At 72.6% G+C, this 25,349-nt stretch carries 20 protein-coding genes and 1 riboswitch; of the genes, 11 read left to right on the forward strand and 9 right to left on the reverse strand.

Annotated features, from left to right (window positions below; genetic code table 11):
* Window positions 1-5 precede the first annotated feature (5 nt).
* The gene (locus ACSNOA_RS15555; protein WP_436659037.1) at window positions 6-716 is read left to right on the forward strand and encodes a hypothetical protein; all 711 of its coding nucleotides are present in this window, start codon (window positions 6-8) and stop codon (window positions 714-716) included.
* Here ACSNOA_RS15555 and ACSNOA_RS15560 read toward each other — a convergent pair.
* Window positions 677-2,299: a carboxylesterase/lipase family protein gene (locus ACSNOA_RS15560; protein ID WP_436659039.1), complete on the reverse strand. Its 1,623-nt coding sequence runs from the start codon at window positions 2,297-2,299 to the stop codon at window positions 677-679. The genes ACSNOA_RS15555 and ACSNOA_RS15560 overlap by 40 nt on opposite strands.
* A gap of 218 nt (window positions 2,300-2,517) precedes the next feature.
* Between ACSNOA_RS15560 and ACSNOA_RS15565 the strand changes: the two genes are divergently transcribed.
* Both ACSNOA_RS15565 and ACSNOA_RS15570 read left to right on the forward strand, forming a co-directional pair.
* Window positions 2,518-3,033, forward strand: a complete 516-nt coding sequence (locus tag ACSNOA_RS15565; protein ID WP_436659040.1) for a hypothetical protein — start codon at window positions 2,518-2,520, stop codon at window positions 3,031-3,033.
* A complete protein-coding gene (locus ACSNOA_RS15570) occupies window positions 3,020-5,719 on the forward strand; it encodes a M48 family metalloprotease (RefSeq protein WP_436659042.1) in 2,700 nt (899 codons plus the stop codon). Before ACSNOA_RS15565 ends, ACSNOA_RS15570 begins: the two co-directional genes overlap by 14 nt.
* Window positions 5,720-5,734: 15 nt before the next feature.
* On the opposite strand, the gene ACSNOA_RS15575 is transcribed toward ACSNOA_RS15570, so the two are convergent.
* The 3 genes from ACSNOA_RS15575 to ACSNOA_RS15585 form a co-directional block, all read right to left on the reverse strand.
* Window positions 5,735-6,349: a TMEM175 family protein gene (locus ACSNOA_RS15575; protein ID WP_436659044.1), complete on the reverse strand. Its 615-nt coding sequence runs from the start codon at window positions 6,347-6,349 to the stop codon at window positions 5,735-5,737.
* A gap of 84 nt (window positions 6,350-6,433) precedes the next feature.
* Window positions 6,434-7,168: an SDR family oxidoreductase gene (locus tag ACSNOA_RS15580; protein WP_436659045.1), complete on the reverse strand. Its 735-nt coding sequence runs from the start codon at window positions 7,166-7,168 to the stop codon at window positions 6,434-6,436.
* 314 nt (window positions 7,169-7,482) lie between these two features.
* Entirely contained in the window at window positions 7,483-8,421 is a 939-nt protein-coding gene (locus tag ACSNOA_RS15585; protein ID WP_436659047.1) for an SDR family NAD(P)-dependent oxidoreductase, read from the reverse strand.
* 215 nt (window positions 8,422-8,636) lie between these two features.
* Between ACSNOA_RS15585 and ACSNOA_RS15590 the strand changes: the two genes are divergently transcribed.
* A complete protein-coding gene (locus ACSNOA_RS15590; RefSeq protein ID WP_436659049.1) occupies window positions 8,637-9,218 on the forward strand; it encodes a TetR/AcrR family transcriptional regulator in 582 nt (193 codons plus the stop codon).
* Window positions 9,219-9,245: 27 nt separating this feature from the next.
* Here ACSNOA_RS15590 and ACSNOA_RS15595 read toward each other — a convergent pair whose 3' ends face one another.
* Complete coding sequence (locus ACSNOA_RS15595; protein ID WP_436662312.1) at window positions 9,246-9,617, reverse strand: ArsR/SmtB family transcription factor; 372 nt, start codon at window positions 9,615-9,617, stop codon at window positions 9,246-9,248.
* A 190-nt stretch (window positions 9,618-9,807) separates the two neighbouring features.
* Here ACSNOA_RS15595 and ACSNOA_RS15600 point away from each other — a divergent pair, with 190 nt between their 5' ends.
* From ACSNOA_RS15600 to ACSNOA_RS15625, 6 genes are all read left to right on the forward strand, one after another.
* Entirely contained in the window at window positions 9,808-11,661 is a 1,854-nt protein-coding gene (locus ACSNOA_RS15600; RefSeq protein WP_436659051.1) for a copper resistance CopC family protein, read from the forward strand.
* Window positions 11,662-11,829: 168 nt separating this feature from the next.
* Complete coding sequence (locus tag ACSNOA_RS15605; protein WP_436659052.1) at window positions 11,830-12,675, forward strand: hypothetical protein; 846 nt, start codon at window positions 11,830-11,832, stop codon at window positions 12,673-12,675.
* 180 nt (window positions 12,676-12,855) lie between these two features.
* Window positions 12,856-13,794 (forward strand): ABC transporter ATP-binding protein, encoded by a 939-nt coding sequence (locus ACSNOA_RS15610; protein ID WP_436659054.1) that lies wholly within the window; start codon window positions 12,856-12,858, stop codon window positions 13,792-13,794.
* Complete coding sequence (locus ACSNOA_RS15615; protein ID WP_436659056.1) at window positions 13,791-15,146, forward strand: ABC transporter permease; 1,356 nt, start codon at window positions 13,791-13,793, stop codon at window positions 15,144-15,146. The genes ACSNOA_RS15610 and ACSNOA_RS15615 overlap by 4 nt, the downstream gene beginning before the upstream one ends.
* 4 nt (window positions 15,147-15,150) lie before the next feature.
* Window positions 15,151-17,907: a phosphoesterase gene (locus tag ACSNOA_RS15620; RefSeq protein ID WP_436659057.1), complete on the forward strand. Its 2,757-nt coding sequence runs from the start codon at window positions 15,151-15,153 to the stop codon at window positions 17,905-17,907.
* A gap of 160 nt (window positions 17,908-18,067) precedes the next feature.
* Window positions 18,068-19,255, forward strand: coding sequence for a low temperature requirement protein A (locus ACSNOA_RS15625; protein WP_436659058.1), 1,188 nt, complete (start codon window positions 18,068-18,070; stop codon window positions 19,253-19,255).
* A 31-nt stretch (window positions 19,256-19,286) separates the two neighbouring features.
* On the opposite strand, the gene ACSNOA_RS15630 is transcribed toward ACSNOA_RS15625, so the two are convergent.
* The 4 genes from ACSNOA_RS15630 to ACSNOA_RS15645 all read right to left on the reverse strand — a co-directional run bounded on the left by ACSNOA_RS15630 (window position 19,287) and on the right by ACSNOA_RS15645 (window position 22,830).
* Window positions 19,287-20,282 carry an aldo/keto reductase gene (locus ACSNOA_RS15630; RefSeq protein ID WP_436659060.1) on the reverse strand — a complete coding sequence of 332 codons (996 nt, stop codon included), beginning with the start codon at window positions 20,280-20,282 and terminating at the stop codon, window positions 19,287-19,289.
* 200 nt (window positions 20,283-20,482) lie between these two features.
* The gene (locus tag ACSNOA_RS15635; RefSeq protein WP_436659061.1) at window positions 20,483-21,379 is read right to left on the reverse strand and encodes an SDR family oxidoreductase; all 897 of its coding nucleotides are present in this window, start codon (window positions 21,377-21,379) and stop codon (window positions 20,483-20,485) included.
* A 55-nt stretch (window positions 21,380-21,434) separates the two neighbouring features.
* On the reverse strand, window positions 21,435-22,169 hold the full coding sequence (locus ACSNOA_RS15640) for an SDR family oxidoreductase (protein WP_436659063.1): 735 nt from the start codon (window positions 22,167-22,169) through the stop codon (window positions 21,435-21,437).
* Between the two features lie 118 nt (window positions 22,170-22,287).
* Window positions 22,288-22,830: a hypothetical protein gene (locus ACSNOA_RS15645; RefSeq protein ID WP_436659065.1), complete on the reverse strand. Its 543-nt coding sequence runs from the start codon at window positions 22,828-22,830 to the stop codon at window positions 22,288-22,290.
* A gap of 305 nt (window positions 22,831-23,135) precedes the next feature.
* Window positions 23,136-23,234, forward strand: a riboswitch (glycine riboswitch).
* Window positions 23,235-23,416: 182 nt separating this feature from the next.
* Here ACSNOA_RS15645 and ACSNOA_RS15650 point away from each other — a divergent pair.
* Entirely contained in the window at window positions 23,417-25,162 is a 1,746-nt protein-coding gene (locus ACSNOA_RS15650; protein WP_436659068.1) for an amidohydrolase, read from the forward strand.
* The last annotated feature ends 187 nt before the right edge of the window (window positions 25,163-25,349 follow it).

Raw genomic sequence — 25,349 nt, forward strand, 5'->3', positions numbered from 1 at the left:
GGGACATGGTCCGAGGCGGCGGGAGGTGCCGACTCCTCGCTGTGGTGCTGCTGGTGCTGGCCCTCGGCGGGGCCGGTTGCCAACGCGGTGGGTCCCGGGTCGAACCGGGCGGGCAGGCCGCGGGCGCACCCGGCGCGTCGCCCCTGCTGCGATCGCACGAGCTGGGATCCGGCTGGCGGGAGAGCGTCGCCGCCCCCGCGCCGCCGTCGTGGCCGTGGGTCCAGGAGGACTGCCCTTCCTACCGGGACGGGGACTACCTCGCCCAGTCGCACCGCCGCGACGCCGTACAGCGGTTCTTCCATCGGGACGACACCGCGGTGACCGCCCATCAGGTCGTCGAGCGGTACGAGCCGGGGTGGGCGGACCGTGCTCTGGACGACGTGCGCGAGGTGCTGCGGCGATGCGCGAACTACCCCGTCCTCGGATCGCAGCTCTCGTTCCGGATCGTCGAGGCCGCCGACCTGGGCGCGGCCGGGCTCGTGGTCCGTGGCCAGATCGACCATGCGGCCCTGCCGGCCCAGGTGTCGTACTTCATCTCGGTGCGGCGCGGTGACGTCGTCTCCACACTGAACCTTCCCGATCCGGGCGACGAGGCCACGATCCGGTCCCTCGCCGCGACGCTGGCGGACCGCATCGGGTCCGGCGCCGCGGCGGGCGGCGCCGGACCCGAGCCCGATCAGCCGTCCGCGGCGATCGCGTCCCAGAAGGCGCACTGATGCTCGGCGGCCAGGTCGACGCGCCCGTCGCGGCCCGCCGCGAACACCCGGTGGTACGGCGCCGCCCCGGTCGGGCGTACGGCCGGCCACGGCGCCTGCCCCGTGGCCGCGAAGTGCGCCCACGAGCCGATCATGTCGGCGGCCAGCCGAGGTTGCACCGTGCCGACCGTCAGGAACCCGGCGACGTCGAAGAGGTACGGCAGTTCGTACCCGTGCGCGGCGCCCCACGGGTAGTCCGCGGTGAGCGCCGGCCCGTGCGCCTCGGCGAACTCGTAGGCGTAGGTCGGCGCGTGCCGGGCGAGCAGGCGCTGGGTGGTGAGGGTGGGACAGGCCCAGATCCGGTCGGTCGCGGCCGCTGCCCACGCCAGGCCCGGCGTCCCGTACTCCTCGACCGGGTAGTGGGCGGCCACCCGCGCGGCCTCGTCGCCGAACGCCGCCGCCAGCATCGTCTCGTAGTCGGCCGCGCTGTACGCGCCCTGCGTGATCTCGATGACCCCGATGATGGCCCGATGCTCGTCGTGGTTGTTGCCGGCCAGCACCGGGACCCGCTGCGCCTTCCCGGCGCGCAACGCTGCCGCGGGCGAGACGGGCAGCAGCGCCGTGCCGTACGCCGGGGTGACGAACGCCTCGACGCCGGTCCCGGTCGTCGCGTTCAGCAGCGCGATGGGGTCCTTGCCCCGCAGGCAGGCGAGCGCGTGCTCGGCGGGGCAGCCGAGCGTGGCGGCGAGAGCCGAGCCGGTCCGCTCGACCGTCCCGCGCGGGCTGAACGGCGATCCGGCCTCGATCTTCGGGAGGAACAGCGCGTCCGGCCAGTCGGTCAGGCACGACCCGGACTGCAGGATCGCCTTGTCGAACAGGCCGCGTGCCGATGGCGACGTGAGCTGGGCGCAGACGCTCTCCGCGCCCGCCGACTCACCGGCGAGAGTGACATTCCCCGCGTCACCGCCGAACGCGGCCGCGTTGCGCCGCACCCAGCGCAGCGCCGCCTGCTGGTCCTGAAGGCCGAACGTGCCGGAGCCGGCGAGTCCGGGAAGTCCCAGGTAGCCGAAGACTCCGAGCCGGTAGTTGATGGTCACCACCACCAGGCCGCCCTGGGTGACGAGCCGGGCCGGGTCGTATTCGGCGCCAGAGCCGTTCTGGAAGCTGCCGCCGTGCACGAACACCAGCACCGGGTGTGGGCCGGGCGCGGTCGGCGCGGTGACGTTCAGGTAGAGGCAGTCCTCGGTCCCGGCCGGCGGGCCGAAGATCGGGTTCTGCGCGCACTCCTCGTGCGGTCGGGTCGCGTCGCGGATCCCGGACCACGGGGTCACCGGCTGCGGGGCTCGCCAGCGGCGGTCGCCGGTCGGGGGCGCCGCGAACGGCACCGCCTGGAACGTCCGGAAGCCGTCGCCGGTCAGGCCGCGGATCAGCCCGCGGTCGGTCCGGACAACGGGTCCGGCGGGCGCCGGAGCAGCCGCCACCGGGGCCGTCTGCGCCGTGAGCACCAGGGCCAGAACCAGGGCGGCGCCGTGCCGGAGCCCGCGGCTCATTCGGCCGGTCCCGATCCGTGGGGTACGGGTGAGGCGTACAACGAAGTCGCACATGCCAGATGACGCTATGGAGGCGCGGACGGCGCCGGCAGAACCACCGGTACCCGGGCTGCGATGACAAATGTCCTGGGCGGTACTGCCGCGACCGTCCAGGAAGCCAACGAAAGCTCTGACAAGGCGATCGGTCGGGCACCCCGACGGTCGCCGGTGGTGGATAGCCTGTCATCGAACCGTCGTCCTCGTTCCGCGCGCTCGGGAGGTCAGCGTTGTCGATGGAAAGGGCCCGTCCACCGGGGGCCGTTCGTGCCTCGGAGTTCGTGGTCCGGCTGGCACGGGAGATCAGCGGGCGGCTGGCCCCGGAGGAGTCGGCCGTCTTCGACGACGTCGCCGCGGCGTGGCGCGCCGGGGTGGCGCAGCGCCGGGCGCCGGGCGGCTCGGTGGGCTTCGGCATCGAGGACGCGCTGGTGAGCGCGATCGTCGTCGAGGTGATCGCCGCGTCGGTCGCGGAGGTCCTGGCCCTCGGGACGGCCGCAGGACGGTCCTGGTGGCGACGGTGGCGTGCCCGTGGCCGCCCCGGCTCCTCCGGCCGTGCGGTGGCCGACGCCGTGCTGCCGGCGGTCGACGGCCGGATCGTCCTCACGGAAGCCCAGGCCGTTCGGCTGCGGGAGGTGTCACGGCGGCACGCGCGGACCCTCGGCCTCGACGACTCCGCCGCCGACCTCCTCGCCGACGCCGTGGTCGGGGCCGTCCACGTGCCCGAGACCGCGCCCACCGATGGCCACTCCTGACGGCCGGCCACAGCCCCTGCTGTGGCTGTACGGCCTGACCGCGGTCTCCCTGGTCGGCGTCGGCGTGGCCGTCGGCAACGTGTTCTTCTTCGGCCCCTGGTCACGCGCCGTCCCGTACGCGATCAGCGTCGAGCGGTGCCGGGCCCTGCACCGGGATGCGTTCGACGCGATGAACGCCTGCATGGCCGAGCAGTCCCGGCTCCAGGCGTCGACGGTCGCGGCCGCCGCGCTCCTCCTGCTCGCGGGCACCCTGGTCCTGGCCGTGGCCGTCCCGCTGCGCGACCTGCGCCACCTGCGCCGACTCGGCCGGCTCGACGCGCCAGCGGCGCGGGAGCGGTTCGCCGAGCTGTGCCGGCGGCACGGCCTGTCGGGGCGCCGTGCGCCCCGGCTGTGGGTGGCCGGGCCCGCGGTGCGGCAGGCGTTCACCACGGCGCTTCCGGGCCGGCGGCCGACCGTCGTGGTTCCGGCGCGCCTGGCGCTCGGCCCCGGCGACCGGTTCGACGCCGTGGTCACCCACGAGATCGCGCACGTGCTGGCCCGCGACGTCACCTGGGTCTCGACGCTGCGGGGCCCCGCGTGGTTGTTCGTGCCCGTCTTCGCGCTGGCGAGCGTGCCCATGGTCGGCCAGATCGGGCCCACGCCGAAGATGATCGCCGCGCTGGTCGGGGTCACGCTGCTCGCGGCGACCGTGGCGGTGCTCGCGGCCGCGCTGCTGCGGCTGCGCGAACACGAGGCGGACCGCTACGCCGCGGGGGCGGGCGCGGAGTCCGCGCTCGTGGCGCTGTTCTCTCGGACGACGCCGGCGCCGCGCCCGGGGCCGGCGGCCCGGGTCGGCCGGGTGCTGGCACGGCATCCCGCGCCGACGGACCGGGCGTTCGCCCTGCGGCACACCGCACGTCCCTACGAGGGTGGGTTCGCGCAGGCGGCCGCGGTCGGCTTCGTGGCCGTCATCGCCATGTCCACGGTCGTGATGCTGGACGAGGGCTGGAACGTGCGGCTGTACGGGTGGGGTGGCACGGCGATCCCCGCCGCGACGGGCGCGGCCGTGCTCGCGCTGTTGTTCCCGTCGTTGGTCCGCCGGGCGCGGGCGCGGCTTCCGCGTCCCCAGTGGTGGCGGGCCCTGGTGGGCGCCGGCGGCGGGGTCGTCCTCGGCGCGCTGGTCATGCCGGCGGTGTCCCTGTCGAAGCAGCTCTACCCGCTCGTGTGGCCGGGCAGCCTCGCCCGCAGGGCGCTAGCGGTGGCCGTGCTCGCCCTGGCCGTCGCCGGCGTGGTCGGGCTCGCCGTCGCCGTGGCGGAGCTGGCGGCACGGGCCGACCGACCCGTCCTCACCCGCCTCGCGGTCGGCGTGACCGGCCTGGCCGCCGTCGCCGGCCTGTGGCTGGTCGGATCGTCGGCCGCGGTGCTGCACAACGCCGACGACCTGCGGATCTTCCTCAGCTACGGGTTGTCCCGTCTCCCTTGGCCGACCCTGACCCTCGCGCTGCTGCCGGTCTACGCGCTGCTGGCATCGCGGCGGGCCCCGCGGCGGCGCCTGCCCTGGCTGGCGTCGCTCGGCGCGGCGGCGGTCGCCGGCACCGCGGCGATTCTCGTGGAGCCCGCGACGTCCGGGGTCACCGACCAGCTGCGGGCGCAGCAGCAGCGGTGGTGGATCTGCCTCGGGGCCGGCGTCGTGGTGCTCGTCGTGGTCACGCTGGCGACGCCGTGGCCGTACGGCTGGGCGCAGGGCGTGCTGGCCGCCACCGCGACCACGGCCGTCGCCACCGGCGTGCACTACGGCTACGGGTGGCTGACGGACCGGCCGCCCGAGCCGGACCTGTTCGCGTGGGACGCGGCGGTCGCACCCGTCTGGCTCGGTTGCGCCATCGTGCCGCTCGCGGCGGTGCTCGTACCCCTGGGCGCCGGGCTTCGCGGTCGCACGCCGCCGGCGTGGGTCGGCCGGCTGGTCCCGGCCGGGACGGCGGTGGCAGCCGCCGCCGTGGCGTTCGCCGTCGTCGGCGCCGGCGTGCCCGGCGGCGTCGCCATGAACGCGCTCCAGCGCCACCTCGCGTCGCTCGACGAGCGGTACGCGCCGGCGCGGCGGGCTCTGACGCCGCAGCAGGCCGACCGGGTGGCCCAGTCGAGTGTGCTGGTGATCCCGCCGACCTGGAACGTTCCCGAATCCGGTCCGCCGGGCCAGGGCATCGTGTCGCGTAGCGTGACCGTGTCCGACCCGGCGTGTGAGCCGCTGGTCCGGGAGGGCTTCCTGACACCCGGCAAGCCGCACCTGCGGGCCACGGGCAAGCGCACCTTCACGAGCGATCCCGGGAGCGACGGGCTCACGTACACCGACCTGACCGTCACCGTGTACTCCTACGACGCCGCGGTGGGCGAGGCGCTGCTGGTCGCCGCCCGCGACGCCCGGCAGGCGTGCCCGTCGTTCAGCCTCGTCCAGTCGTCGGTTGCATTGCGGTTTCAGACCCGGGCCGCCCCTGCGCCCGGGGTCGGCGAGCTGAGCTGGCGGTACGACAGCACGATGAGCAGCACGGTCGGCAGCTTCACCCTGAGCGGCGCGAACGCCTACGTGATGCTGGTGGCCGGGTACACCGTCATCACGGTGTACATGTCCGCGCAGCAGGAGCCGCTCGACGAGGACCTGCTCGGGCTGGTCCTGGCCACCACGGAGGACGCCGTTGTCCACCCCCGCTGACACGAGCCCGTGCCCTCAGTCGGGCGTGCCGTACTCCTCGACGGCCCGGCCGATGCGGGGGTCGGGCACGATCCAGATGATCGCCGCGGCGACGTACCAGGCCAGGGCGACCCACACGCCGATCTTCCCGTCCCGGTCGATCGTCAGGGCGCTGACCATCCCGGCGAGGTAGACCGCGGGCGAGATCTTGCCCTTGAGATCCTTGCCGATGGCCCGGCGCAGCAGCGACTCCGGCCCTTCCCGGCGCGTGATGACTTTCAGGAGCACCAGGTGCGCGACGGCCGCGCAGAGCAGGTTCAGCCCGTAGATGACGACCGGGGTCCGCTCGAACCTCGAGTCGTCCACCCAGGCGGTCGTGAACGGGAAGAGCGACAGAGCGAACAGCAGTCCCAGATTGGCCCACAGCACTCCGCCGCTGACGCGCTGGACCAGGTGGAACAGGTGGTGGTGGTTGTTCCAGTAGATGCCGACGTAGATGAAGGTCAGAAGGTACGTCAGCAGCCCGACGCCGGCCGTGCGGAAGAGGTCGGAAAGATGGTGGCCCTCCGGCACCCGCAACTCGAGCACCATGATCGTGATGATGATGGCGAGTACGCCGTCGCTGAACGCCTCCACTCGACCGGTTCTCACCGCCACCGCCCCCTGTCGTTCCGATGCCTGGATGCGACGCCGGGCCGGGCCCGCACCGGCCGCGTGGTGCGGGCCCGGCCGGTATCAGCGGGCGAGCCAGTCGCGGTAGGAGGTCTTGGCGATCACGGCGCCGTCCTTGGCGATGAGAGCGTCACCCGAGGCGGCGGCGAACATGCCGGCGGTGTCGTCGGTGACGACGGTGCGCTGGTCGCCGTGCGCGGCGAGGGTGATCTTGCCCAGCTCGTCGAGCCGGAAGACGTCGGGTCCGGCGACGTTGCGGGTGCCCTGCAACGGGGCGCCGACGCTGACGTCGGCCACCGCCTGGGCGACGTCGGCCGCCGCCATCGGCTGGACGAGGGTGGCGGGCAGGCGCACGGTGTTCTCGTCGGCGGTCCAGGACAGCACCGCGTCGACGAACTCGAAGAACTGCGTGGCGCGGACGATCGAGTACGGCACGGGACCGGCCTTGAGGATGTCCTCCTGGAGCACCTTGGCGCGGTAGTAGACGAGGTCCGGCACCTCATCGGCGCCCACGATCGAGAGGATGACGGCGTGGCCGACGCCGGCGGTCTCGGCGGCCGCGAGCATGTTGTCCATGCTCGTCTGGAAGAAGGCGGGCGAGGCCTCGTCGAAGGTCGGCGAGTTCGTGAGGTTGACCACCACGTCCGCTCCCGCGAGCGCCTCCTGCAGCCCCTTCCCGCTGAGCAGGTCGACGCCGGTGGACGGGGAGTGCGGCACCGCCTCGTGCCCGGCCGCGTTCAGGATCCGGACGACCTGCGATCCGATGAGCCCCGTACCGCCCATGACAGCGATCTTCATGTTGTGGACCTTTCTGGTTTCGCGGAGAGGAAAAGCCCTCCGTCGAAAGACCGGACAGCCGCGCGGTCCGTGACAGCGCGCCCCGCTGTGATTCCACGAACCGGCGCAGGCAGTCCGCGAAATGCCGGCGAAGCTCCCGGGAGTCCCGCCGCGGAGGCCCCAAAGCCCCCAAACGCCCCCACCCCTCGCCGCCGGCTGCGCGTGATCATGAAGTTATCGGCGCTCGCGTCGGCGTGTCGTGCCGATAACTTCATGATCACCGGATGGATCGGGGCGGGTCGGGCGGATCACCGGTCGGGTTGGGCGGGGGGTCTCTATTCCGCGGCGCCGAGCAGGTCCAGCGACACCCGCCACAGTCGCTCGGCCGCCTCCGGGTCGAGCGCGTACGCGGCCACGCCGCGGTTCGTGCCCGGCTCGCTCGGCGCGGCCTCGTTGCAGTCCTCGAAGTACCGCCCGCCGACACCGGCCAGCTCGGGCCGGGCCGCCACGAGGACGCTCGTGGCCGCACCCTGCTCCGGTGACTTGAACTCCTCGCCCGACGCCGTGGCCGCGTCGATCTCCGCCGGGCTCATGTACCGCTTCAGGTTCGAATCGAGGATCGCGCCGGGGTGCACGGCGTTGACCCGGATCCCGTCGCCGGACCAGCGGCGGTCCGCCTCGACGGCGAAGAGCACGTTGGCCGTCTTCGACTGCCCGTACGCGACCCACGCGTCGTACGGGCGCCGTTCGAAGTTGATGTCGTCGAAGTCGACGGGGGCCCGCAGGTGGCCGCGGGAGCTGAGCGAGACCACGCGGGCGTCGCCGGCCGCCGCCAGCGCGCCGTGCAGGCCCGTGGCGAGCGCGAAGTGCCCGAGGTGGTTGGTGGCGAACTGGAGTTCCCAGCCCCGCGGGGTGCGCGTCAGCGGCGGCGCCATCACGCCCGCGTTGTTGACGAGGATGTGCAGTGGGCCCCGCCAGTTGGCGACGAACGCCGCCACCGAGTCGAGGTCGGCCAGGTCGAGCGGGGCGACCAGGATCGGGCCGGTGCCGGTACCGGCGGAGATCTCCTCCGCGACGCGTCGGCCCGCCTCGACGTCGCGCACGGCGAGGGTGACCTCGGCGCCCGCGCGGGCGAGCGCCCGGGCGGTCTCCACGCCGATGCCGGAGGAGGCCCCGGTGACCACGGCCCGACGGCCGGACAGGTCGACGCCGGCGACGACCTCGGCGGCCGTGGAGTGAGCGTCGAACGGGGTGGTGACAGGCTGACGTGCCATTTTCGTCCCTTTTCTCTCTGCTGACCGGCGCGCGACCCGCGGTGGGCGCGGTTCGCGCGCCCGCGGCGGGCTCGCCTCGCGGCGCACGGTGGCCGGACGGCCCGGTCGCTGGCTAAGCTGGAACCGGACTCGGCTCCGCTAAGAGGAACAGTAAGCGGACGCGGCTCCGCTTACCAGAGATGTGGGTCACGTCGGCGAACGGGAGGGCGAAGGCCGTGAACGAGCGACCGCTCCGCGCGGACGCGCGGAGCAACTACGACCGTCTGCTGACGGTTGCCGCCGAGGCCTTCGCCCGTGAGGGCACCCAGACGTCGCTGAAGGCCATCGCCCAGAAGGCCGGCGTGGGCATCGGCACGCTGTACCGGCGCTTCCCGACCAGGGAGACGCTCGTCGACGCCGTCTACCGCAACGAGGTCACCCGCCTCTGCGACGCCGCCCGGGAGCTTCTGGAGACGCTGCCACCCGCCGCGGCGCTGACCGCCTGGACGGAGAGGTTCGTCGACTTCATGGCGACCAAGCGCGGCATGGCGGACGTCCTGCGCGGCGTGCTCCTGTCCGAGGAGGACCGCGTACGGACGCGCGGGCTGCTCAGCGGCGCGATCGCCACCCTGCTCGACGCGGGCCAGTCCGCCGGCACCATACGTCCCGGGATCGACCCGGAGGACCTGCTCATGGGCATCGGCGGCATCGCGATGATCGCCGGCGAGGAGGACCAGCGGGATCTCGCGACCCGCCTCGTCGGCCTCCTCCTGCACGGCGTCGTCGTCCCGCCGCCGGACGGCCCGGCCGCACCGTAGCGGCGTGACCGGGGAGCCCGGCAGGGGTCAGCGGGTCCGCTTCGTCGCTCTCTTGCGGGGCGGCGTGAGCAGGTCGGCAATCGCCGCGATCGCCGACGGCACCAGCCGGTAGTACGCCCAGACGCCGCGCTTCTCGCGCTCGATGAGGCCGGCCTCGGTGAGGATCCGAAGATGGTGACTCACGGTCGGCTGGGAGAGATCGAGCGGCGCGGTGAGGTCGGTCACCGACGCCTCACCCTCGGGAGCCGACTGGATGAGGCTCAGCAGCCGCAGGCGGGCCGGGTCGGCGATCGCCTTCAGCACTCCGGCGAGCCGCTCGGCGTCGGCACGCTTGATCGGCTCGCCGGCGAGCGGCGATATCACGGGCATGGAAGTTCTCGCAGTTTGCACGGCGTCCATGGTGACACCGACGCCACCGACAGGCGGCGGAACCGGCATCAATACTCCGATGGCGGTCCCGCGACCGGTCGGGACCCGCGTTCTCGACCGGTCGGGCCGGGCCAGTGCCCGGACGGGGCAGAACTTTTGCCATGTGCGGAAAAAGATCGTCAACGCTTGATCGACGTCCGACGATGGTGAGCATGTTCTGATGCGTCGTCACCCTCCACGCCCCGGGCGGGCGCTCTCCAGCCTGCTCGCGCTCGTCCTGCTCGCCGCGGTCGCGATCCTGACGCCGGCCGCGCCCGCGGCGGCGCACGGCACCCTGGCGATGTCCATGCCGGCCTCGGGCGCCGTGGTGCGCGAGCCGTTGGCGGCGGTGGAGCTCTACTTCACGGAGAAGGTCGCCGCCAACGCGTACTTCACCGTCACGGCGCCCGGCGGCGGCCGGGTCGACCAGGGTTGGACGTACGGGTCTCCGCGGCCGCTGGACAAGCCGGTACGGGAGTACTTCCTGGTCAACGGCAAGTTCGAGCCCCGCGAGTTCACCACGGGGTTTCCGGCGGTGGTGACGGTCGCGCACCTGCCGGCGGTGGGGCAGTACTCGGTGAGCTACCTGTCCGTGGCCTCCGACGGCGAGACCGTCCGGGGGACCATGAGTTTCCGGTACTCCGGACGGGTGACGGCGCCGCCGCCGGGATGGACCCCGCCGGCGAACCAGCCGGACCCGGCGCTGCTGGCGGCCACCGAGCAGCACGGCGCGGCGTCGTCGCCCACCCCGGCCGCGCCGCCCGTGTCACCGGCCCCGCCGGCGGGGGCCGCCCCGTCGACCGCCTCGGGCGACGAGGACGGCGCCGCGTGGATGGTGTGGACCGGCGTGGCGCTCGCGATCGTGGTCGCGGTGGCCGGCTTCGTGGCCTGGCGCCGGCGGCCGGCCCCCGCGGCCCGGCGTCCCGGCCGCGGTCCCGTCCCGGGGGCGGCACCCCGCCGGCGGAGCACCGGGCCCGGGCCGCGCAGCGCGCGGGGAGCGGCCGGCCGCGGCCGTACCACCGGCGGCGCAGCCCGAACCGGGTCCGCCGGCGCGGTGGACACGTCCGGCGGGCCGGCTGCCCCGCCGCAGACCCGACCGGGCACCACCCGTCTCGCGCTGCTCGTGGGTGGGCTCGTGGTGGCCCTCCTGGCCGGTTTCGGGCTGGGACGCGTCGGCGCGGGCGGCGAGCGCACACCCGGCGACCGGGCGGACGTGCCCGCCGGACCGGTCTCGGCGGTCGGGCCCGCGTCGGCGGAGGACGGACACCAGCATCCGCCGGGCACCGGGGCGCACACGCACGCGGGCGACGGCGGTGCCGGCGGCGGGCAGGCGACCGGGACGACGGTCAGCGCCGGCGGGTACACCCTGCAGCCGATGGAACGATCGCAGCCCGCCGGCGTCAGCGTCGACTACCGGTTCCGGATCGTCGGGACGGACCGGAAGCCGGCGACGCGCTTCGCGGTCGTCCACGACAAGCCCCTGCACCTGATCGTCGTGGGTCGCGACCTGAGCGGATACCAGCACCTGCACCCCACGATGGCGCCCGACGGCACCTGGAGCGTGGCCCTGCGGTTGGGCCGGGCCGGCCCATATCGCGTCTACGCCGACTTCGCGGTGACCAACACCGACGGCACCAACCTGCCCCTGGTCCTGGGCGTCGACCACGACGTGCCCGGCGCGCACGCCCCGGCGCCGCTGCCGCCCGCACAGCCGCAGGCCACAGCCGGGCCGTTCGCGGTGTCGATGGAGGGCACCCCGACGGTGGGGGTGACCGTGCCCATGGTCTTCCGGGTCGCCCGCACCGGGGCGGACGCGCCGCCCCGGCTGGAGCGCTATCTGGGCGCGTACGGGCACCTCGTCGTCGTCCGCGAGGGCGACCTCGGCTACGTGCACGTCCACCCGGAACCGGAACTGGTCGACGGCACCGTGAAGTTCTGGCTGACCGTGCCGAGCGCGGGCCGGTACCGCGCGTACTTCGACTTCCAGGTCGACGGGGCGGTGCACACGGCGGAGTACACGGTCAACGTGACCTGAGCCGGCGGCCGACGTCCCGGGGAGGCGGGTCGGTCGCTACGCCGTGGAGCGTACGGCCGTACCCGCTCCGTCGTACGTCGACAGCCGCGCGCCGGCGGATGGCACGGCGCCCGTTCCCTGGCAGCGTGACGACCCGATCGCGTCTGCCCACGAGGGGAAGGGTGAACGATGGAGGACCGGGTCAGCAGGGCGGGCGGCGCAGCGCCCGCGGATCGTACGACGGAGCGGCTCGCCGCCACACCGCCGGCCGGCGGCGTACCGGCGCGCAGCCCGCGGGGGGCCGGTGCGGGCGGCCGGCGCTGGGGCTGGTGGGGCATCACCTTCGTGGTCGCCTTCGTCGCGAGCATCGCCGCCGGCAACGCACTGCAGGCGGGGGAGAGCCTGTACCTGCCGGACGCGTCGGTCGCGCAGCTACGGGACTTCTACGGCGGCAGCGACACGGCGGTGCTCGTCCAGTCCGCGTTGCAGGCCTTGGCGGCGGTCGCCCTGTACCGGTTCGGTTTCCGGTTGCGCGCTGCCCTGTCGGCCGAGGGCACCCGTGCCGGCGCCGTGACGGTCTGGGGGACGGTGGTCGGTGCCGGGGCGATGCTCGCCTCGGTGCTGTGCGCGCTGGCCCTCCTGCTGGTCGCGCCGTCGGCCGGTGACACGACCGTGAGTGGCCTCGGCAGGGCGACGCTGGTGCTCGGCGGCGCCGTACACCTGCTCGGCTCGGGCCTGCTGATCGCGGCGGCCTCGGTGGCCGCGTGGCGTTCGCGTCGGCGGCCGAGGTGGGTGTTCGGCTACGGGCGCGTCGCGGGCCCGCTGGTGGCGGCCTCCGCCCTGTCGGCCGTGCTGCCACCGTTGGTCCGGCCGGAACCGGCGTTCCGGCTTCTCGCGGCGGTCTGGCTCGTCGGCGTGGGCGTCGGAGTCCTGCGCGGCCGGCTCGTCGGCACGAGCGGCGACCAGCCGTCGCCTAAGGCCGCAGGTCAGAAGGTGACGCGGGGCGTGCCGCCGGCGGCACCGCCGGCCCACTGAGCACGCCGGCGGCCGTCCACCACTTCGGACGGCCGCCGGCGCCGGGCTCCAACCCGGACCGACAGCCGCGCGCGTCGCGGACATGCCGGTCGTCCTCCGTTCCACGAACGTTCAGATGCGCGTCCCTGCTTGCGTCGAGTGCCGCCCCTAGGTTGCTTGAGGCTACGAAAGAAGGGGCTCATGGACGCACTCCTCGCCATCCGGGCTCGCGGTATCACCAAGTGTTTCGGCGACGTCGTCGCGCTCGACGGCATCGACCTGGACGTCACCCAGGGGCAGATCCACGGTTTGGCCGGGCCGAACGGCGCCGGCAAGACCACGTTGCTCGGTCTGCTGCTGGGCCTGGCCGTCGCCGACAGGGGCACCCTCGAGATCCTGGGTACGCCGATCGCGCGGGCACTCGCCGCACCCGACGGCGTCGCCGGGTTCGTCGACGGACCCGGCCTCTACCCCTCGCTCACCGCCCGGCAGAACCTCGCGGCCCTCGCCGCCCTCCGCGGCCAGGACACGCGGGCGGCGGTGATCGACGACGTGCTCGACCAGGTCGGCCTCACCGACGTCGCCGAGGACCGGGCGAGCGGCTTCTCTCTCGGCATGCGCCAGCGACTGGGGCTGGCCGCCGCGCTGCTCACCAGGCCCCGGCTGCTCGTGCTTGACGAACCGTCCAACGGCCTCGACCCGGCCGGCAAGAAGCACGTCCACCGCGTCCTCACCCGGCTCGCGGCGGACGGCACCAGCGTCGTGCTTTCCAGCCACCGCATGGACGACCTCGAGGCACTGTGCTCCGAGGTCACGATCCTCGCCACCGGGCGGGTCGTCTTCTCGGGCCCGCTCGGCAAGCTGGCCGCCGAGAACCGTGAGCTGGACTACCGGCTGCGCACCTCCGACCCGCAGGCCGCCCGCCGGCTGGCCGCCGACACGACCGGGGTCCACGTCGACGACGACGCCGGGCCGCGGGACACCGACGTGCTCGTCGTGCGCGCGCTGGTGCCCGCCCTCGACGAACTCGTGGTGCGGCTCGTGAACGCCGGCATCGCGGTACGCGAGCTCGCCCCCGTGGTCTCGCCGCTCGAGGCCGCGTTCCTCGCCCTCACCGAACAGCAGGAGACCGTCGCATGACCGCGACCATCGCCGCCGACCGCGCCGTCGGTGCCCGCCGCGTCTCGGTGGCCCGCGGCTACCGCTTCGAACTGGTGAAGCTCGTCTCGCAGTGGCGGATCCGGCTGCTGGTCCTCGCGTGCTGGATCGCGCCGGCCCTCTTCGTCGCGGCCGTGAGCCAGCAGAGCTCACTGCCCGTCGACACCCTCTTCGGCCGCTGGATGCACGCCACGGGCTGGGCCGGACCGCTCGTGACGCTCGGTTTCGCCGGCACCTGGGCGCTCCCGCTGCTGACCTCGGTGGTCGCCGGCGACGTGTTCGCCTCCGAGGACCGGCTCGGCACCTGGCGTCACCTGCTCGTGGCGGTCCGGTCGCCCCGGCGCATCTTCGCGGCGAAGGCGCTGTCCAGCCTCACCGTCATCCTGCTGCTCGTGGCCGGGCTGGCCGTTTCCAGCGCGGCCGGCGGCGTCGTGGCGGTCGGCAACGAACCGCTCGTCGGCCTCGACGGGCACCTGCTCACGGCGGGGGACGCCGCGGCGAGGACCCTGCTCGCGTGGCTCTGCGTGCTCGCGCCGACCCTGGCCCTCGCCGCCATCGGGCTCCTCGGGTCCGTGGCCCTGGGGCGCTCCCCGATGGGGCTGCTGCTGCCCGCGGTCGTCGCACTCGCCATGCAGCTCGCCCAGATGCTGCCCCTGCCCGTGGCGGTGCGCCTCGCGCTGCCCGGCTACGCCTTCATCGCCTGGAACGGTCTGTTCACCAGCCCGGCGCAGATCGGCCCGCTCCTGATCGGCGTCGCGGTCAGCCTCGTGTGGGCGGTTACCGCCGCGGCGCTCGCGTACCTGCTGTTCCTGCGCCGTGACTTCACCAACCTGACCGCCGACGGCTCGGCGGGCCGCGCGGTCGCCGTCGGCGCCCTGCCGCTCGCCGGGCTGCTCGCCGTGACGGTCGGGGTCATGGCCGTGGCCACTCCGGCCACGGGCTCCGGGATCGAGCAGGACAAGGTGCAGCGCTCGGTCGCGACGGCGTTCGCCCACCTCTACCGCATCCAGACCGGGCAGCTCAACCGGCCCGACGTCACCGAAGCCCAGCTGAAGGCGGCGGCGACGTGCAACAAGGGTGGCGGCAAGCTCGCCGCCGAAGGGCCGGGCAACGACTGGCGCTGCGTCGTCTCCTGGCACCTCCCCGACGTCGAGGCCGTGGGTACGGCCATCTACCAGCTCGACGTCACCCCAGACGGGCGGTTCGTGGCCGACGGCGACGGACCGAAGGAAGTGAACGGCTACTTCCTGGTGCGCACCCCTCAGGGGGACGCGCCGAACCCGCTCTGGCAGTTCGACGGCAACGTCGAACTGCTCCACACCACGAAGGGATGACCCCATGCAGGTAACACGCCGCCGTCGGCGTGTCGGGAAGGACCAATCCGGTCTTTTCCGTCAACGAATCGGCCGCCGGCTACCCCTGGCGACGGCAGGCACCACCGCTGTCGTCGTCGCCGCCGGCACCGGCATCGCTTTCGCCCAGACGCAGCAGTTCGGCACCGACCAGGTCGGCCAGACGACCGACAAGGGTCTGGTCGTGTCCGACGCCCAGTACGTCGACCCGATCGGCGAGCGTCTCGTCGTCAACAACGGCAAGATCATGTCGTCGTCGGTCAGCCCGGACGGCACCCACCTGGCGGCCTCGGTCACCGACGGTGGGATGGCGCTGGCCATCATCGACCTGAAGAGCTGGAAGGTGCAGCAGCTCGTCGGCAACAACGCGGCGGCGAACCTGCGCATCAGCGGCAACAACGTGGGCCAGGAAGGCCCCACCTACTCGCCCGACGGTTCGCAGCTCTGGCTGGGCCAGCCCGACGGCTACACGAAGTTCACCGTGAACCCCGACGGCACGCTCGCCAACCCGACGACCGTCGGGATCGCCAAGGACGGGCCGAGGCAGGCGCTCGTGGCCGAGGCCGTGTTCTCGCCCGACGGCGCCACCGTGTACTCCGCTGTCAACGGCCAGAACCGCGTGGTCGCCATCGACACGGCGACCGGCGCCATCCGGCACAGCTGGGCCGTGGGCAACGCCCCGCGTGACCTGGCGTTGGTCGGCGGCAAGCTCTACGTCAGCAACGAGGGCGGTCGTCCGGCGAGGCCCGGCGAGAGCACGATCAACTCGTACAACACGCAGGTGCCGGCCGACCCGGTGACCGCCGCCACCACCACCGGCACCGTCAGCGTCATCGACGTGGCGAAGCCGGACGCCGCCGTCGGAAGCATCGACGTCGGCCTGCACCCGACCGCCCTGTACGCCAAGAACGGGGCCCTGTTCGTCACCAACACCGCGACCAATGACGTGTCGGTCATCGACACCTGGCGCGACAAGGTCGTCCAGACGATCGCCACCCGGCCGTGGCCGGAGGCATCGGTCGGCTACGAGCCCGACGCCGTGACGCTCACCGACGACGGCCACCTGCTGGTCACGCTCGGCCGCGCCAACGCGGTCGCCGTCTACCGGTACACGACCCCGATCGAGCCGGTCAGCTACGTCGGCCTGCTTCCGACCGACTACTTCCCGGCGGAGATCACCACGGTCGGCAAGGACGTGCTCGTCTCCAACACCCGTGGCATCGACGCCCGCCGTCCCACGGCCAGCGCCGGCCACGGCACCCACGACACGACGTCGAGCCTGCAGCGCTTCACCCTGCCGAGCGACAAGGTCATCAAGTCCCAGACCGCCAAGGTCTTCAACCAGAACGGCTGGACCAACGGCTCGGTCAAGCTGGCCAAGGGCAACAAGGCCAAGGCGGAGCCGGTGCCGCAGCGGCTCGGCGACCCCTCGACGATCAAGCACGTGTTCCTGATCGTCAAGGAGAACCGGACGTACGACCAGGTCCTGGGCGACGACCCGCGGGGCAACGGCGACCCGGCGCTGGCGCAGTTCGGCGAGAACGTGACGCCGAACCAGCACGCGATGGCCAAGCAGTTCGGGCTCTACGACAACACCTACGACATCGGCACCAACTCGGCCGAGGGCCACAACTGGCTGATGCAGGCCGACAACCCGGAGTACACCGAGTCCACGGCCGGCGAGTACCTCCGCAGCTACGACACCGAGGACGACGCCCTCGGCCACCAGCGGACCGGCTTCATCTGGACGGGTGCGCAGGCGGCCGACAAGACCGTCCGGAACTTCGGCGAGTTCCACCAGTTCCTCACCAAGCCGGCCGACGCGAGCTGGCAGAACCTGTACTGCGACACCAGGAACATGGCCGCGACCGGGCAGGACACCGCCTACAACCTGGTCTCGTCCTCGCCGATCCCGTCGCTCAACAGCGTGTCGGTGCCCGCCTTCCCGAAGTTCGACACCGCCGTCCCGGACATCTACCGGTACGAGATCTGGAAGCGTGACTTCGCGGAGAACGGGCCGGCGAACCTGAACATGTTCTGGCTCTCCAGCGACCACACGGGCGGTCCGGCGAACGCGGCCGCCCAGGTCGCCGACAACGACCTCGCGGTCGGCAAGATCGTCGACACGATCTCGCACAGCCCGTACTGGAAGGACTCGGCGATCTTCGTGGTCGAGGACGACTCCCAGGCCGGTCTCGACCACGTCGACGGCCACCGTGCCCCGATCCAGATCATCAGCCCGTGGGCCCGCCGTGGCGTCGTCGACAGCCACTACTACACGCAGATCACGATGATCCGGACCATCGAGCAGATCCTCGGGATCCACCCGATGAACCAGAAGGACAGCGCCGCCACCCCGATGCGGGAGGCGTTCACCAAGAAGCCGGACTTCACGCCGTTCACGGCGCTGCCCAACCGGACCTCGCTGACCGACGGTCTGAAGACCCCGCCGCCCTGCGGCCTGGACACCCCCGCGCCGCAGAACCCCCTCGCCGCGGCCGCGCCGTCGGCGACGGTGCCGGCGGACAAGAAGCAGGTGGCCGGGCAGTGGGAGGAGTGGAAGTCGCACCAGCGGCTGACCGGGTCCGACGCCCGGCCCGACTTCGCGAACCCCGCGCAGATGAACCACTTCACGTGGTACCAGACGCACGGGTGGACCACGCCGTACCCGGGTGAGGACAAGGTCTTCGCGCCGGAGGACGTGCCGGGCGCCTACATCCCGTCGCCGGAGTCCGACGGCTGACCTCGGTCGGTCGTGTCACGAGGCCCCCGGTCGGCGTCACCGCCGCCGGGGGCCTCGTCCGTCCCTGTATGGCGACGGACGTCGTACGGGCAACCTCCCGCCCCCGCCGGCCCCGGCGTGGTACGAATTTGGGCGGGAATGTCCGGAGGATCGGGGAGGCGTGGCGCGGGCGGGACCGGGGTGGATCCTTCGCGGTCAGGACAAGCCCCGCCGGATCTCCTACCTGGAACTCCTGTTCGACCTAGGCCTCATCGTCGCACTCACCCGGCTGTCCGACCGGCTGACCGGCAACCTCAGCTGGAACCACGCGGTGGAGACCGTGGTCCTGCTCGCCGCCATCTGGTGGGTCTGGACGGTCACCGCGTACACCACCGACTGGTACGACCCCCGCCAGCCGCTGGTGCAGGTGATCGTCCTCGTCGTGTTGTTCGGTGGACTGCTGATGTCGCTGGCCGTCAGCAGCGCCTTCGAGGGACCCAGCGGGATCGCCTTCGCCGGCGCGTACGTGGGCCTGCACCTGTGTCGCGGGCTCATCCTCGTCACCGCCCTGCGCGGCCACGCGCTGCGGGTGCGCCCGATGCGGGTGCTCACCTGGTTCGGCCTGACCGGTGTCCTGTGGGTGGTCGGCGCGTTCCTGCCCAGCGGGGTCCGGCTGGTGTTCTGGGGGATCGCGGTCGCGACCGACTTCACGATCGGCTTCTTCGGGTATCCGGTGCCGCGGCTAGGCCGCTCCGGCACCGAGGAACTGCGGGTAGGGGGCGAGCACCTCGCCGAACGCTACCGGCAGATGTTCATCGTCACCCTGGGCGAGATCATCCTGGTCGGGGTGCGGCGCTACGGCGACCCGCCGTTCGCGTCGTTCGAGACAGCGGGGGTGATCCTGCTGTTCGTCATCACCGTGACCATGTGGCGGATCTACACCGTCTACGTCGCCGACCACCTCGCCACCGGCATCGACAAGGCGACCAATCCCGGCCGGCTCGCGCTTGTCGCGGCGTGGGCGCACCTGGTCATGGTGTCCGGCGTGGTGCTGATCGCCGCCGGCGGTGACATCGTGGCCCGGCGCCCCCTGGGGGAGACCACCACCACGGAGTTGGCCATCGTGGTCGCCGGTCCGGTGGTGTTCCTCGCCGGCCGCACCCTGTACGCGGTGGTGGTGTTCCGGGCGATCCTGTGGCGGCTGCCGCTCGGCGTCGTCGCCCTCTCACTGGCTGCGCCGGCGCTGCGGGGGCTGCCGCCGCTCGCGGTCGCCGCCGCCACGACCGCCGGGATGGCCCTGATCGCCTTCGTCCCGCACTACGGGCAACCGGTGTACCGCACGCGCCGGCAGTTCCGTACCCGCTGGTGATTTCGTCCGCCCGGCGCCGGTCAACCGGCCCTCACCGTTCGCTGTCCAGTTCCGCCATGGCGGGAGCCGCGTACCGCTCACCGGCCGCCGCGCCGGGCGGAACCGCCAGCTCGATGGCGGCCAGATCATCGTCGGTCAGCGTCAGGTCGAGCGCGCCGAGCGATTCGGTCAACCGATCCGGGCGCCGCGCGCCGACCAGGGGGACGATGTCGTCGCCGCGGCCGAGGACCCAGGCGATGGCGATCTGCGCGACCGTAGCCCCCCGCGCGTCGGCGATCGTCCGCAGCGCTTCGACCAGACCCAGGTTCGCCATCAGGTTGTCACCCTGGAACCGGGGACTGAAGCCGCGGAAGTCGCCGGGGGTCAGCGGTCGGTCGGCCGTCCACCGGCCGCTGAGCAGGCCACGGGAGAGGACGCCGTAGGCGGTGAGACCGATGCCGAGCTCGCGCAGGGTGGGCAGGATCTCCGCCTCGATGCCGCGGGAGAGCAGCGAGTACTCGATCTGCAGGTCGCTGATCGGGTGCACCGCGTGGGCCCGTCGGATGGTCTCGGCGCCCACCTCGGAGAGGCCGATGTGGCGTACGCGGCCGGCCTGCACCTGCTCGGCGATCGCCCCGACGGTCTCCTCGATCGGCACCTCGTGGTCGAGCCGGCTGAGGCGGTAGATGTCGACGTGGTCGGTGTCGAGACGGCGCAGGGTGTAGGCGAGGAAGTTGGCCACCGCCCTGGGCCGGCCGTCCGTGCCGTGCCAACCGCCGGCCGCGTCGCGCAGGGCGCCGAACTTGACGCTGATCGTGACCTGGTCCCGATCCCGACCGCGCAGCGCCCGGCCGATCAGCATCTCGTTGTGCCCCATGCCGTAGAAGTCGCCGGTGTCGATCAGGTCGATCCCGGCGTCCAGCGCGGCGTGGATGGTGGCCAGGCTCTCGGCCTCGTCGGCCGGGCCGTAGAGGTCGGACATGCCCATCGCGCCGAGACCGATCGCGGACACCTGCGGGCCATTGCGTCCGAGGGTGCGTCTCTGCACGTCCGACTCCCATTCTCTTGCCGCGCCACGGGCAGGTCACGGGATCTCGCCGCGGAAGGGCGGCCACCGGAACGCGCCGCGGTGTGAACGCCTCGAAGGTAGTCGCCAACCTGCCGATGCGCGCGCGGAACGGGAAGAACGGCGGGACTCCGGTCGCCGGGGCGTCCCGCGACGCCCGGCGACCGGAGTCACCGACCGGCTCAGTGGGCGAGGCGCGGCCTGAGCAGGTCGCCCAGCCCGATGCGGGTGAGCAACTCGGCCCGTACCCGGTCGGCGACCGCGTTGACCACCTCGGACCCGTCGTCGGAGGGGTCGATGTGGACGCGGAACGGGCGCCGGCCCGCCGGCGTGTCCACCACCCTGACGATCGCCTCGGCGACCGCGTTGACGTCCGCGTCCGGCGGTTCGATCTCGGCCAGCCGCCGGCCGACCTGCTCCACGAGCCCGGGGTACAGCTCGTCGTACGCGGCAACGGTGGCCTGGTCGGCGGGATGGCCGCCGTTGGCGAAATGGTTCGTGCCCTTGGTGAAGGCGCCGGGAACGATGATCGAGGTCTCGATACCGAAGCGGGCGAGTTCGGCCGCGTAGCTGATCGCGAGCGCGTCCATGCCGGCCTTCGCGGCGAAGTACGGCGCGAGGTAGGGCGGCGTGCCGCCGCGGGTGCTGGAGCTGCCGACCCAGACCACCAGGCCGCTGCGCTGGGCCCGCAGGTGCGGGAGGGCGGCCCGGTTGAGGCGCTGGGTGCCGAGCACGTTCGTGTCGTAGACCGCGGCCAGTTCCTCTGGCGTGAACGCCTCGGCCGGACCGGTGACCATGTGACCGGCGTTGTGGATCAGGACGTCCAGCCGGCCGTGCTCGGCCAGCACCGAGGCGACGGCCGCGTCCACCGACGGCTGGGACGTCACGTCGAGTTCCACGGTGCGCAGGTCGACGCCGTGTGCGGTGGCGTACTCCCCGGCGTCGGTGACGGCGGGGGCGTTGCGCCCGGCCCGGTCCCGCATGCCGGCGTACACGGTGTGGCCGGCACGGGCCAGCGCCCGGGCGGCGAGAGCGCCGAATCCACTGGACGCGCCGCTGATAAGGATGATCTTGCTCATGGCGAACACCTTTGTGCGAGGGGGGAGGGGGAGGGGATGCGTTCTGCCCGGCTGGTCAGATCGCGCCGCCGTTGGCGTACAGCACCTGGCCGTTGATCCAGCGACCGGGGCCGGCGAGGAAGGCCACGATCTCGGCGATGTCCTCCGGGGTGCCCATCCGGCCCAGCGGCGGCTCGGCGGCGATCCGGGCGATCGTCTCCTCGTCCTTGCCGCGCAGGAACAGTTCGGTGTTGACCGGCCCGGGCGCGACCGTGTTGACCGTGATGTCGCGACCGCGCAGCTCGCGGGCGAGGATGAGGGTCATCGCCTCGACGCCGTTCTTCGTGGCGGCGTAGGCGGCGTACCCCGGGCGGCTGAACTTGGTGATCGAGCTCGAGGTGTTGATGATCGCGCCACCGGCGCGGACCCGGCGAGCGGCCTGCTGGGTGACCAGGAAGGCGCCGCGCAGGTTCGTGCGGACCAGCCGGTCGAAGGTGTCGAGGTCGAAGTCGACGAGCGGGCCCACCGGCATGATGCCGGCCACGTTCACCACCACGTCGATTCCGCCGAACTCCCGCTCCGCCGTGTCGAACATGGCGGTGACCGCCTTCTCGTCGCCGACGTCGGCCTGGACGGCGATCGCCGTGGCGCCCTGGTCCGTGAGGGTCGCCATGGTGGCGTCCGCGTCGGCCTTGTTGCCGGCGTAGTTGACGACCACCGCGTAGCCCTCCTCGGCCAGCCGCTGCACGACCTGGCGGCCGATGCCACGCGAACCGCCGGTGACGATCGCTACGCGCTGTCCTGTGCTCATGGAAGCCTCCGTTGACCGGGTTCTTGTCGTTGCAGGATCAAGCTTCGCTCCGCGCCAGCATCAGATCAAACGAATCATTCCGATCGCCAGCATCAACAAAACTGATGACGCCTGGCCGTCAGCCGCGGCGGCCCCACGCCGCCGCCGAGCGGGGAAGGGGGCCGACGTCGTGGTGGCGGCCGGGCAGCTTCGCCGCGTGGAGCTGCCCGGGGCCGGGCCCGCTGCGGGCGGCCAACGCGTCGGCGACCAGGCCGACCGCGAAACCGTAGACCGCCTTGTGGAGGAGGTCCACCGCGAGTTCGCGACGGGGCCAGGTCTGCGGCGGCGCCCCGACGCCCGTGGCGTTCTCCAGGACCTGGTCGGTGGTCAGCCGGACCACGGTGAACATCGCCGACGCCCAGGGCCCTCGAAGTCCGGCGTTGGCCATGATCGCGCGGAGCACACCGACGAGGGCGCCCTGCCCGTAGTGCATGGCGAGGTTCAGCGACCGCGGCTGGGTCGTGGGCTTCTCGGGCAGGCGCAACAGCCGCTCGAGCACCCGGGCCGGGACGTAGGAGTCCGGTCGGCCCGACAACCGCTGCTCGGCCTTCTCGGCCACCGTCATCACCGCGGTGCCGGCCAGGCCGGCGAGCGTGCCCTGCCATAGCGCGCGTGTCAGCATGTCCGGCTCTACCCACCTCGTCGCCGATCACACGGACGCCGTTCGTTCCGGGCGATTCGCGGGGTGGCGGGTGCTTTCCGAGTGGTCTTTTCCCGCACTTCCCCCGGGGCGGGCGGCGACACGGAACATAGGCGCATACGAGATCCTTTCTCCGTCAAGATTGAGATGAGGGTTGACATCTGGTCGCCTTCTGCGTTGGATCAAATCAGCCGTTTGAGGAGCTGTAGGAGAGTCCTCCCCCTGGCCAGGAGAGGCGCCGAAGGAGCAACCTCCCCGGAAACTCACAGGCCCAAGTACTGCAGCCCCGAGGCGCCACTGGAGAGCAGCGGCGCGTGCCGCTCACCGAAGGGGAAAGCCGGCGGAAGGCCGGCGACGCTCTCAGGTACACAGACAGTGGGGACGGAGGACGCCCGCCGCGTCCAATGGTCAACCGGCTCACACGCCACGCCCTCGATCCGTCGACCCCCGACCCTTCCGCCCCAACGCGAATCTTTTCTCGGATCGATCGAGGCCCGCATGTCCGGGCATGGCCGACGCCGCGCTGACGGCGTCCGGTTGATCAGCTCTCAATCGAGGAGAGTGCACCATGTGCGAAACCGATCATCTCGAATCGGGGTACAGCCGCCGCGACCTTCTGGGCCTCCTCGGCATGGCTGGCGCCGGACTCGCGGTCGCCCCCGCGCTGACGGCGGACCCGGCCCTCGCCGCCGCGTCCGACCTCGCGCTCGACCCCAAGACAATGCCGGCCGATCCGGCGAACTACGAGGCGCCGACCAACCTCGCCGCCGACTCGCCGGCCAAGGACGCGGCGATCTCGTGGATCGACCGCCAGGCGGACCGCATCAGCGGCCTCAACGACCGGATCTGGGAGTACGCGGAGCCCTCGCTCGCGGAGTGGAACTCCTCGTGGGCCGAGGCGCAGTTCCTCGCTGCCAACGGGTTCACGATCGAGTGGGGCGCGGGCGGCATGCCCACCGCGTTCGTGGCCACGTTCAGCCACGGCACCGGCAAGCCGGTGATCGGGTTCAGCGGCGAGTACGACGCGCTGCCCGGCCTGTCCCAGGAGAAGGGCAACTCCACCCACTCGCCGCTGGTCTACCACCACGACCCGTACGCGCCCACCTACGGCTACGGACACGGCTGCGGCCACTGCGCCCTGGGTGCCGCGGCCGCCGGGGCGGCGGCCGCGACGGCCGCGGCCATGAAGGCCCGCAACGTCGACGGCACCATCAAGTTCTTCGGCTCGACCGCCGAGGAGCAGCTGGTCGGCAAGTCGGTGGCGGTGAAGGCGGGCGTCTACCGGGGGCTCGACGCCTTCGTCGACTGGCACCCGGCCACGGGCAACAGCACCAGCTGGGGCTCGGGCAACGCCATGTACAGCGTGGCCTTCCACTTCCTGGGCACCGACGGCCACGGCGGCTCCCCGCTGAGCACCAGGTCCACGCAGGACGCCGTCACCGCGATGGCCATGCTGACCGAGTTCCTGCGGGAGAGCGACATGGCCCACACCGCCCGCATGCACCACGCCATCCGGCAGACGGGGCAGGCGCCGAACGTCTTCCCGACGCTGTCGAGCATCTGGTACTACGCGCGTGAGGGCAGCCCGGCCCGCTCGAAGATCCTGATGGACAAGATCGTCAAGTGCGCCGAGGCCGCCGCCCTCGCCACCAGCACCCGGATGGAATACCGCATCATGAGCGGCGTCTGGAACACGCTCGGCAACAAGCGTGGCGCCGAACTGATGCACGCCAACATGACCCAGATCGGCGCGCCGACGTTCTCCGAGGCCGACCAGCGCTTCGGCAGGGCGCTGCAGAAGTCCAACGGCTCGGCGGAGACCGGATTCTCCGACCGGATCAGCGAGCTGCGGCCCCCGGCGCCGGTCTTCATGGGCGGTGGCTCCACCGACGTCGCCGACATCAGCTGGCAGGTGCCGACCATCTCCATGGGCACCGCGCACCAGCCCGGCGGCACGAAGAACCACTCGTGGCACCACACCGCGACGGCCGCCTCACACGCCGGCCACGTGTCCATGCTGGCCGCCGCGAAGTACCTGGCCGCCACCACCGTCGACCTGCTGACGCAGCCGACCGTCCTGAACGAGATGAAGGAGGAGTTCGCCCGGCGCACTTCCAAGATCACATGGAAGAGCATGCTGCCGGACGACTACCAGCTGCCGCTCTACGAGCCGCCGAAGTGGTTCCTGCAGCGCACCCGGCAGTCCTGGCCGCCCCGTGGCGTCACGTGGCCGCCCCGGCGGATCGTGTCGACCGAGACCGCCCCGAGCCTCGGCCCCGAGCTTCCGCCGTCCAACCTGCCTCCGCTGGAGTAGCACCGGCGTCCGGGTGTGGTGCCGGGGCCCACCCCGACACCACACCCCACCCCGGGTGCGGTTAAGGCAGTGGCGAACAGCCGCCGGACGCTTTCCTCGGTGACGGCCGGGCCCGTCGGTAGCCCCGCGACGATCCCGTCGTGACACCGGGACGCGCCGCGTCCCGCCGGGCCGCCGACGGGACCGA

The organism is Micromonospora sp. URMC 103, from assembly GCF_051386435.1.
In the GTDB taxonomy this organism is placed as follows: Bacteria; Actinomycetota; Actinomycetes; order Mycobacteriales; family Micromonosporaceae; genus Micromonospora.

Bases quoted from the DNA above. Each gene is read 5' to 3' on its own strand.
- ACSNOA_RS15555 (WP_436659037.1), top strand. From the start codon at position 6: ATGGTCCGAGGCGGCGGGAGGTGCCGACTCCTCGCTGTGGTGCTGCTG.
- ACSNOA_RS15560 (WP_436659039.1), bottom strand. From the start codon at position 2,299: ATGTGCGACTTCGTTGTACGCCTCACCCGTACCCCACGGATCGGGACC.
- ACSNOA_RS15565 (WP_436659040.1), top strand. From the start codon at position 2,518: ATGGAAAGGGCCCGTCCACCGGGGGCCGTTCGTGCCTCGGAGTTCGTG.
- ACSNOA_RS15570 (WP_436659042.1), top strand. From the start codon at position 3,020: ATGGCCACTCCTGACGGCCGGCCACAGCCCCTGCTGTGGCTGTACGGC.
- ACSNOA_RS15580 (WP_436659045.1), bottom strand. From the start codon at position 7,168: ATGAAGATCGCTGTCATGGGCGGTACGGGGCTCATCGGATCGCAGGTC.
- ACSNOA_RS15585 (WP_436659047.1), bottom strand. From the start codon at position 8,421: ATGGCACGTCAGCCTGTCACCACCCCGTTCGACGCTCACTCCACGGCC.
- ACSNOA_RS15595 (WP_436662312.1), bottom strand. From the start codon at position 9,617: ATGGACGCCGTGCAAACTGCGAGAACTTCCATGCCCGTGATATCGCCG.
- ACSNOA_RS15600 (WP_436659051.1), top strand. From the start codon at position 9,808: ATGCGTCGTCACCCTCCACGCCCCGGGCGGGCGCTCTCCAGCCTGCTC.
- ACSNOA_RS15605 (WP_436659052.1), top strand. From the start codon at position 11,830: ATGGAGGACCGGGTCAGCAGGGCGGGCGGCGCAGCGCCCGCGGATCGT.
- ACSNOA_RS15610 (WP_436659054.1), top strand. From the start codon at position 12,856: ATGGACGCACTCCTCGCCATCCGGGCTCGCGGTATCACCAAGTGTTTC.
- ACSNOA_RS15615 (WP_436659056.1), top strand. From the start codon at position 13,791: ATGACCGCGACCATCGCCGCCGACCGCGCCGTCGGTGCCCGCCGCGTC.
- ACSNOA_RS15620 (WP_436659057.1), top strand. From the start codon at position 15,151: ATGCAGGTAACACGCCGCCGTCGGCGTGTCGGGAAGGACCAATCCGGT.
- ACSNOA_RS15635 (WP_436659061.1), bottom strand. From the start codon at position 21,379: ATGAGCAAGATCATCCTTATCAGCGGCGCGTCCAGTGGATTCGGCGCT.
- ACSNOA_RS15640 (WP_436659063.1), bottom strand. From the start codon at position 22,169: ATGAGCACAGGACAGCGCGTAGCGATCGTCACCGGCGGTTCGCGTGGC.
- ACSNOA_RS15645 (WP_436659065.1), bottom strand. From the start codon at position 22,830: ATGCTGACACGCGCGCTATGGCAGGGCACGCTCGCCGGCCTGGCCGGC.
- ACSNOA_RS15650 (WP_436659068.1), top strand. From the start codon at position 23,417: ATGTGCGAAACCGATCATCTCGAATCGGGGTACAGCCGCCGCGACCTT.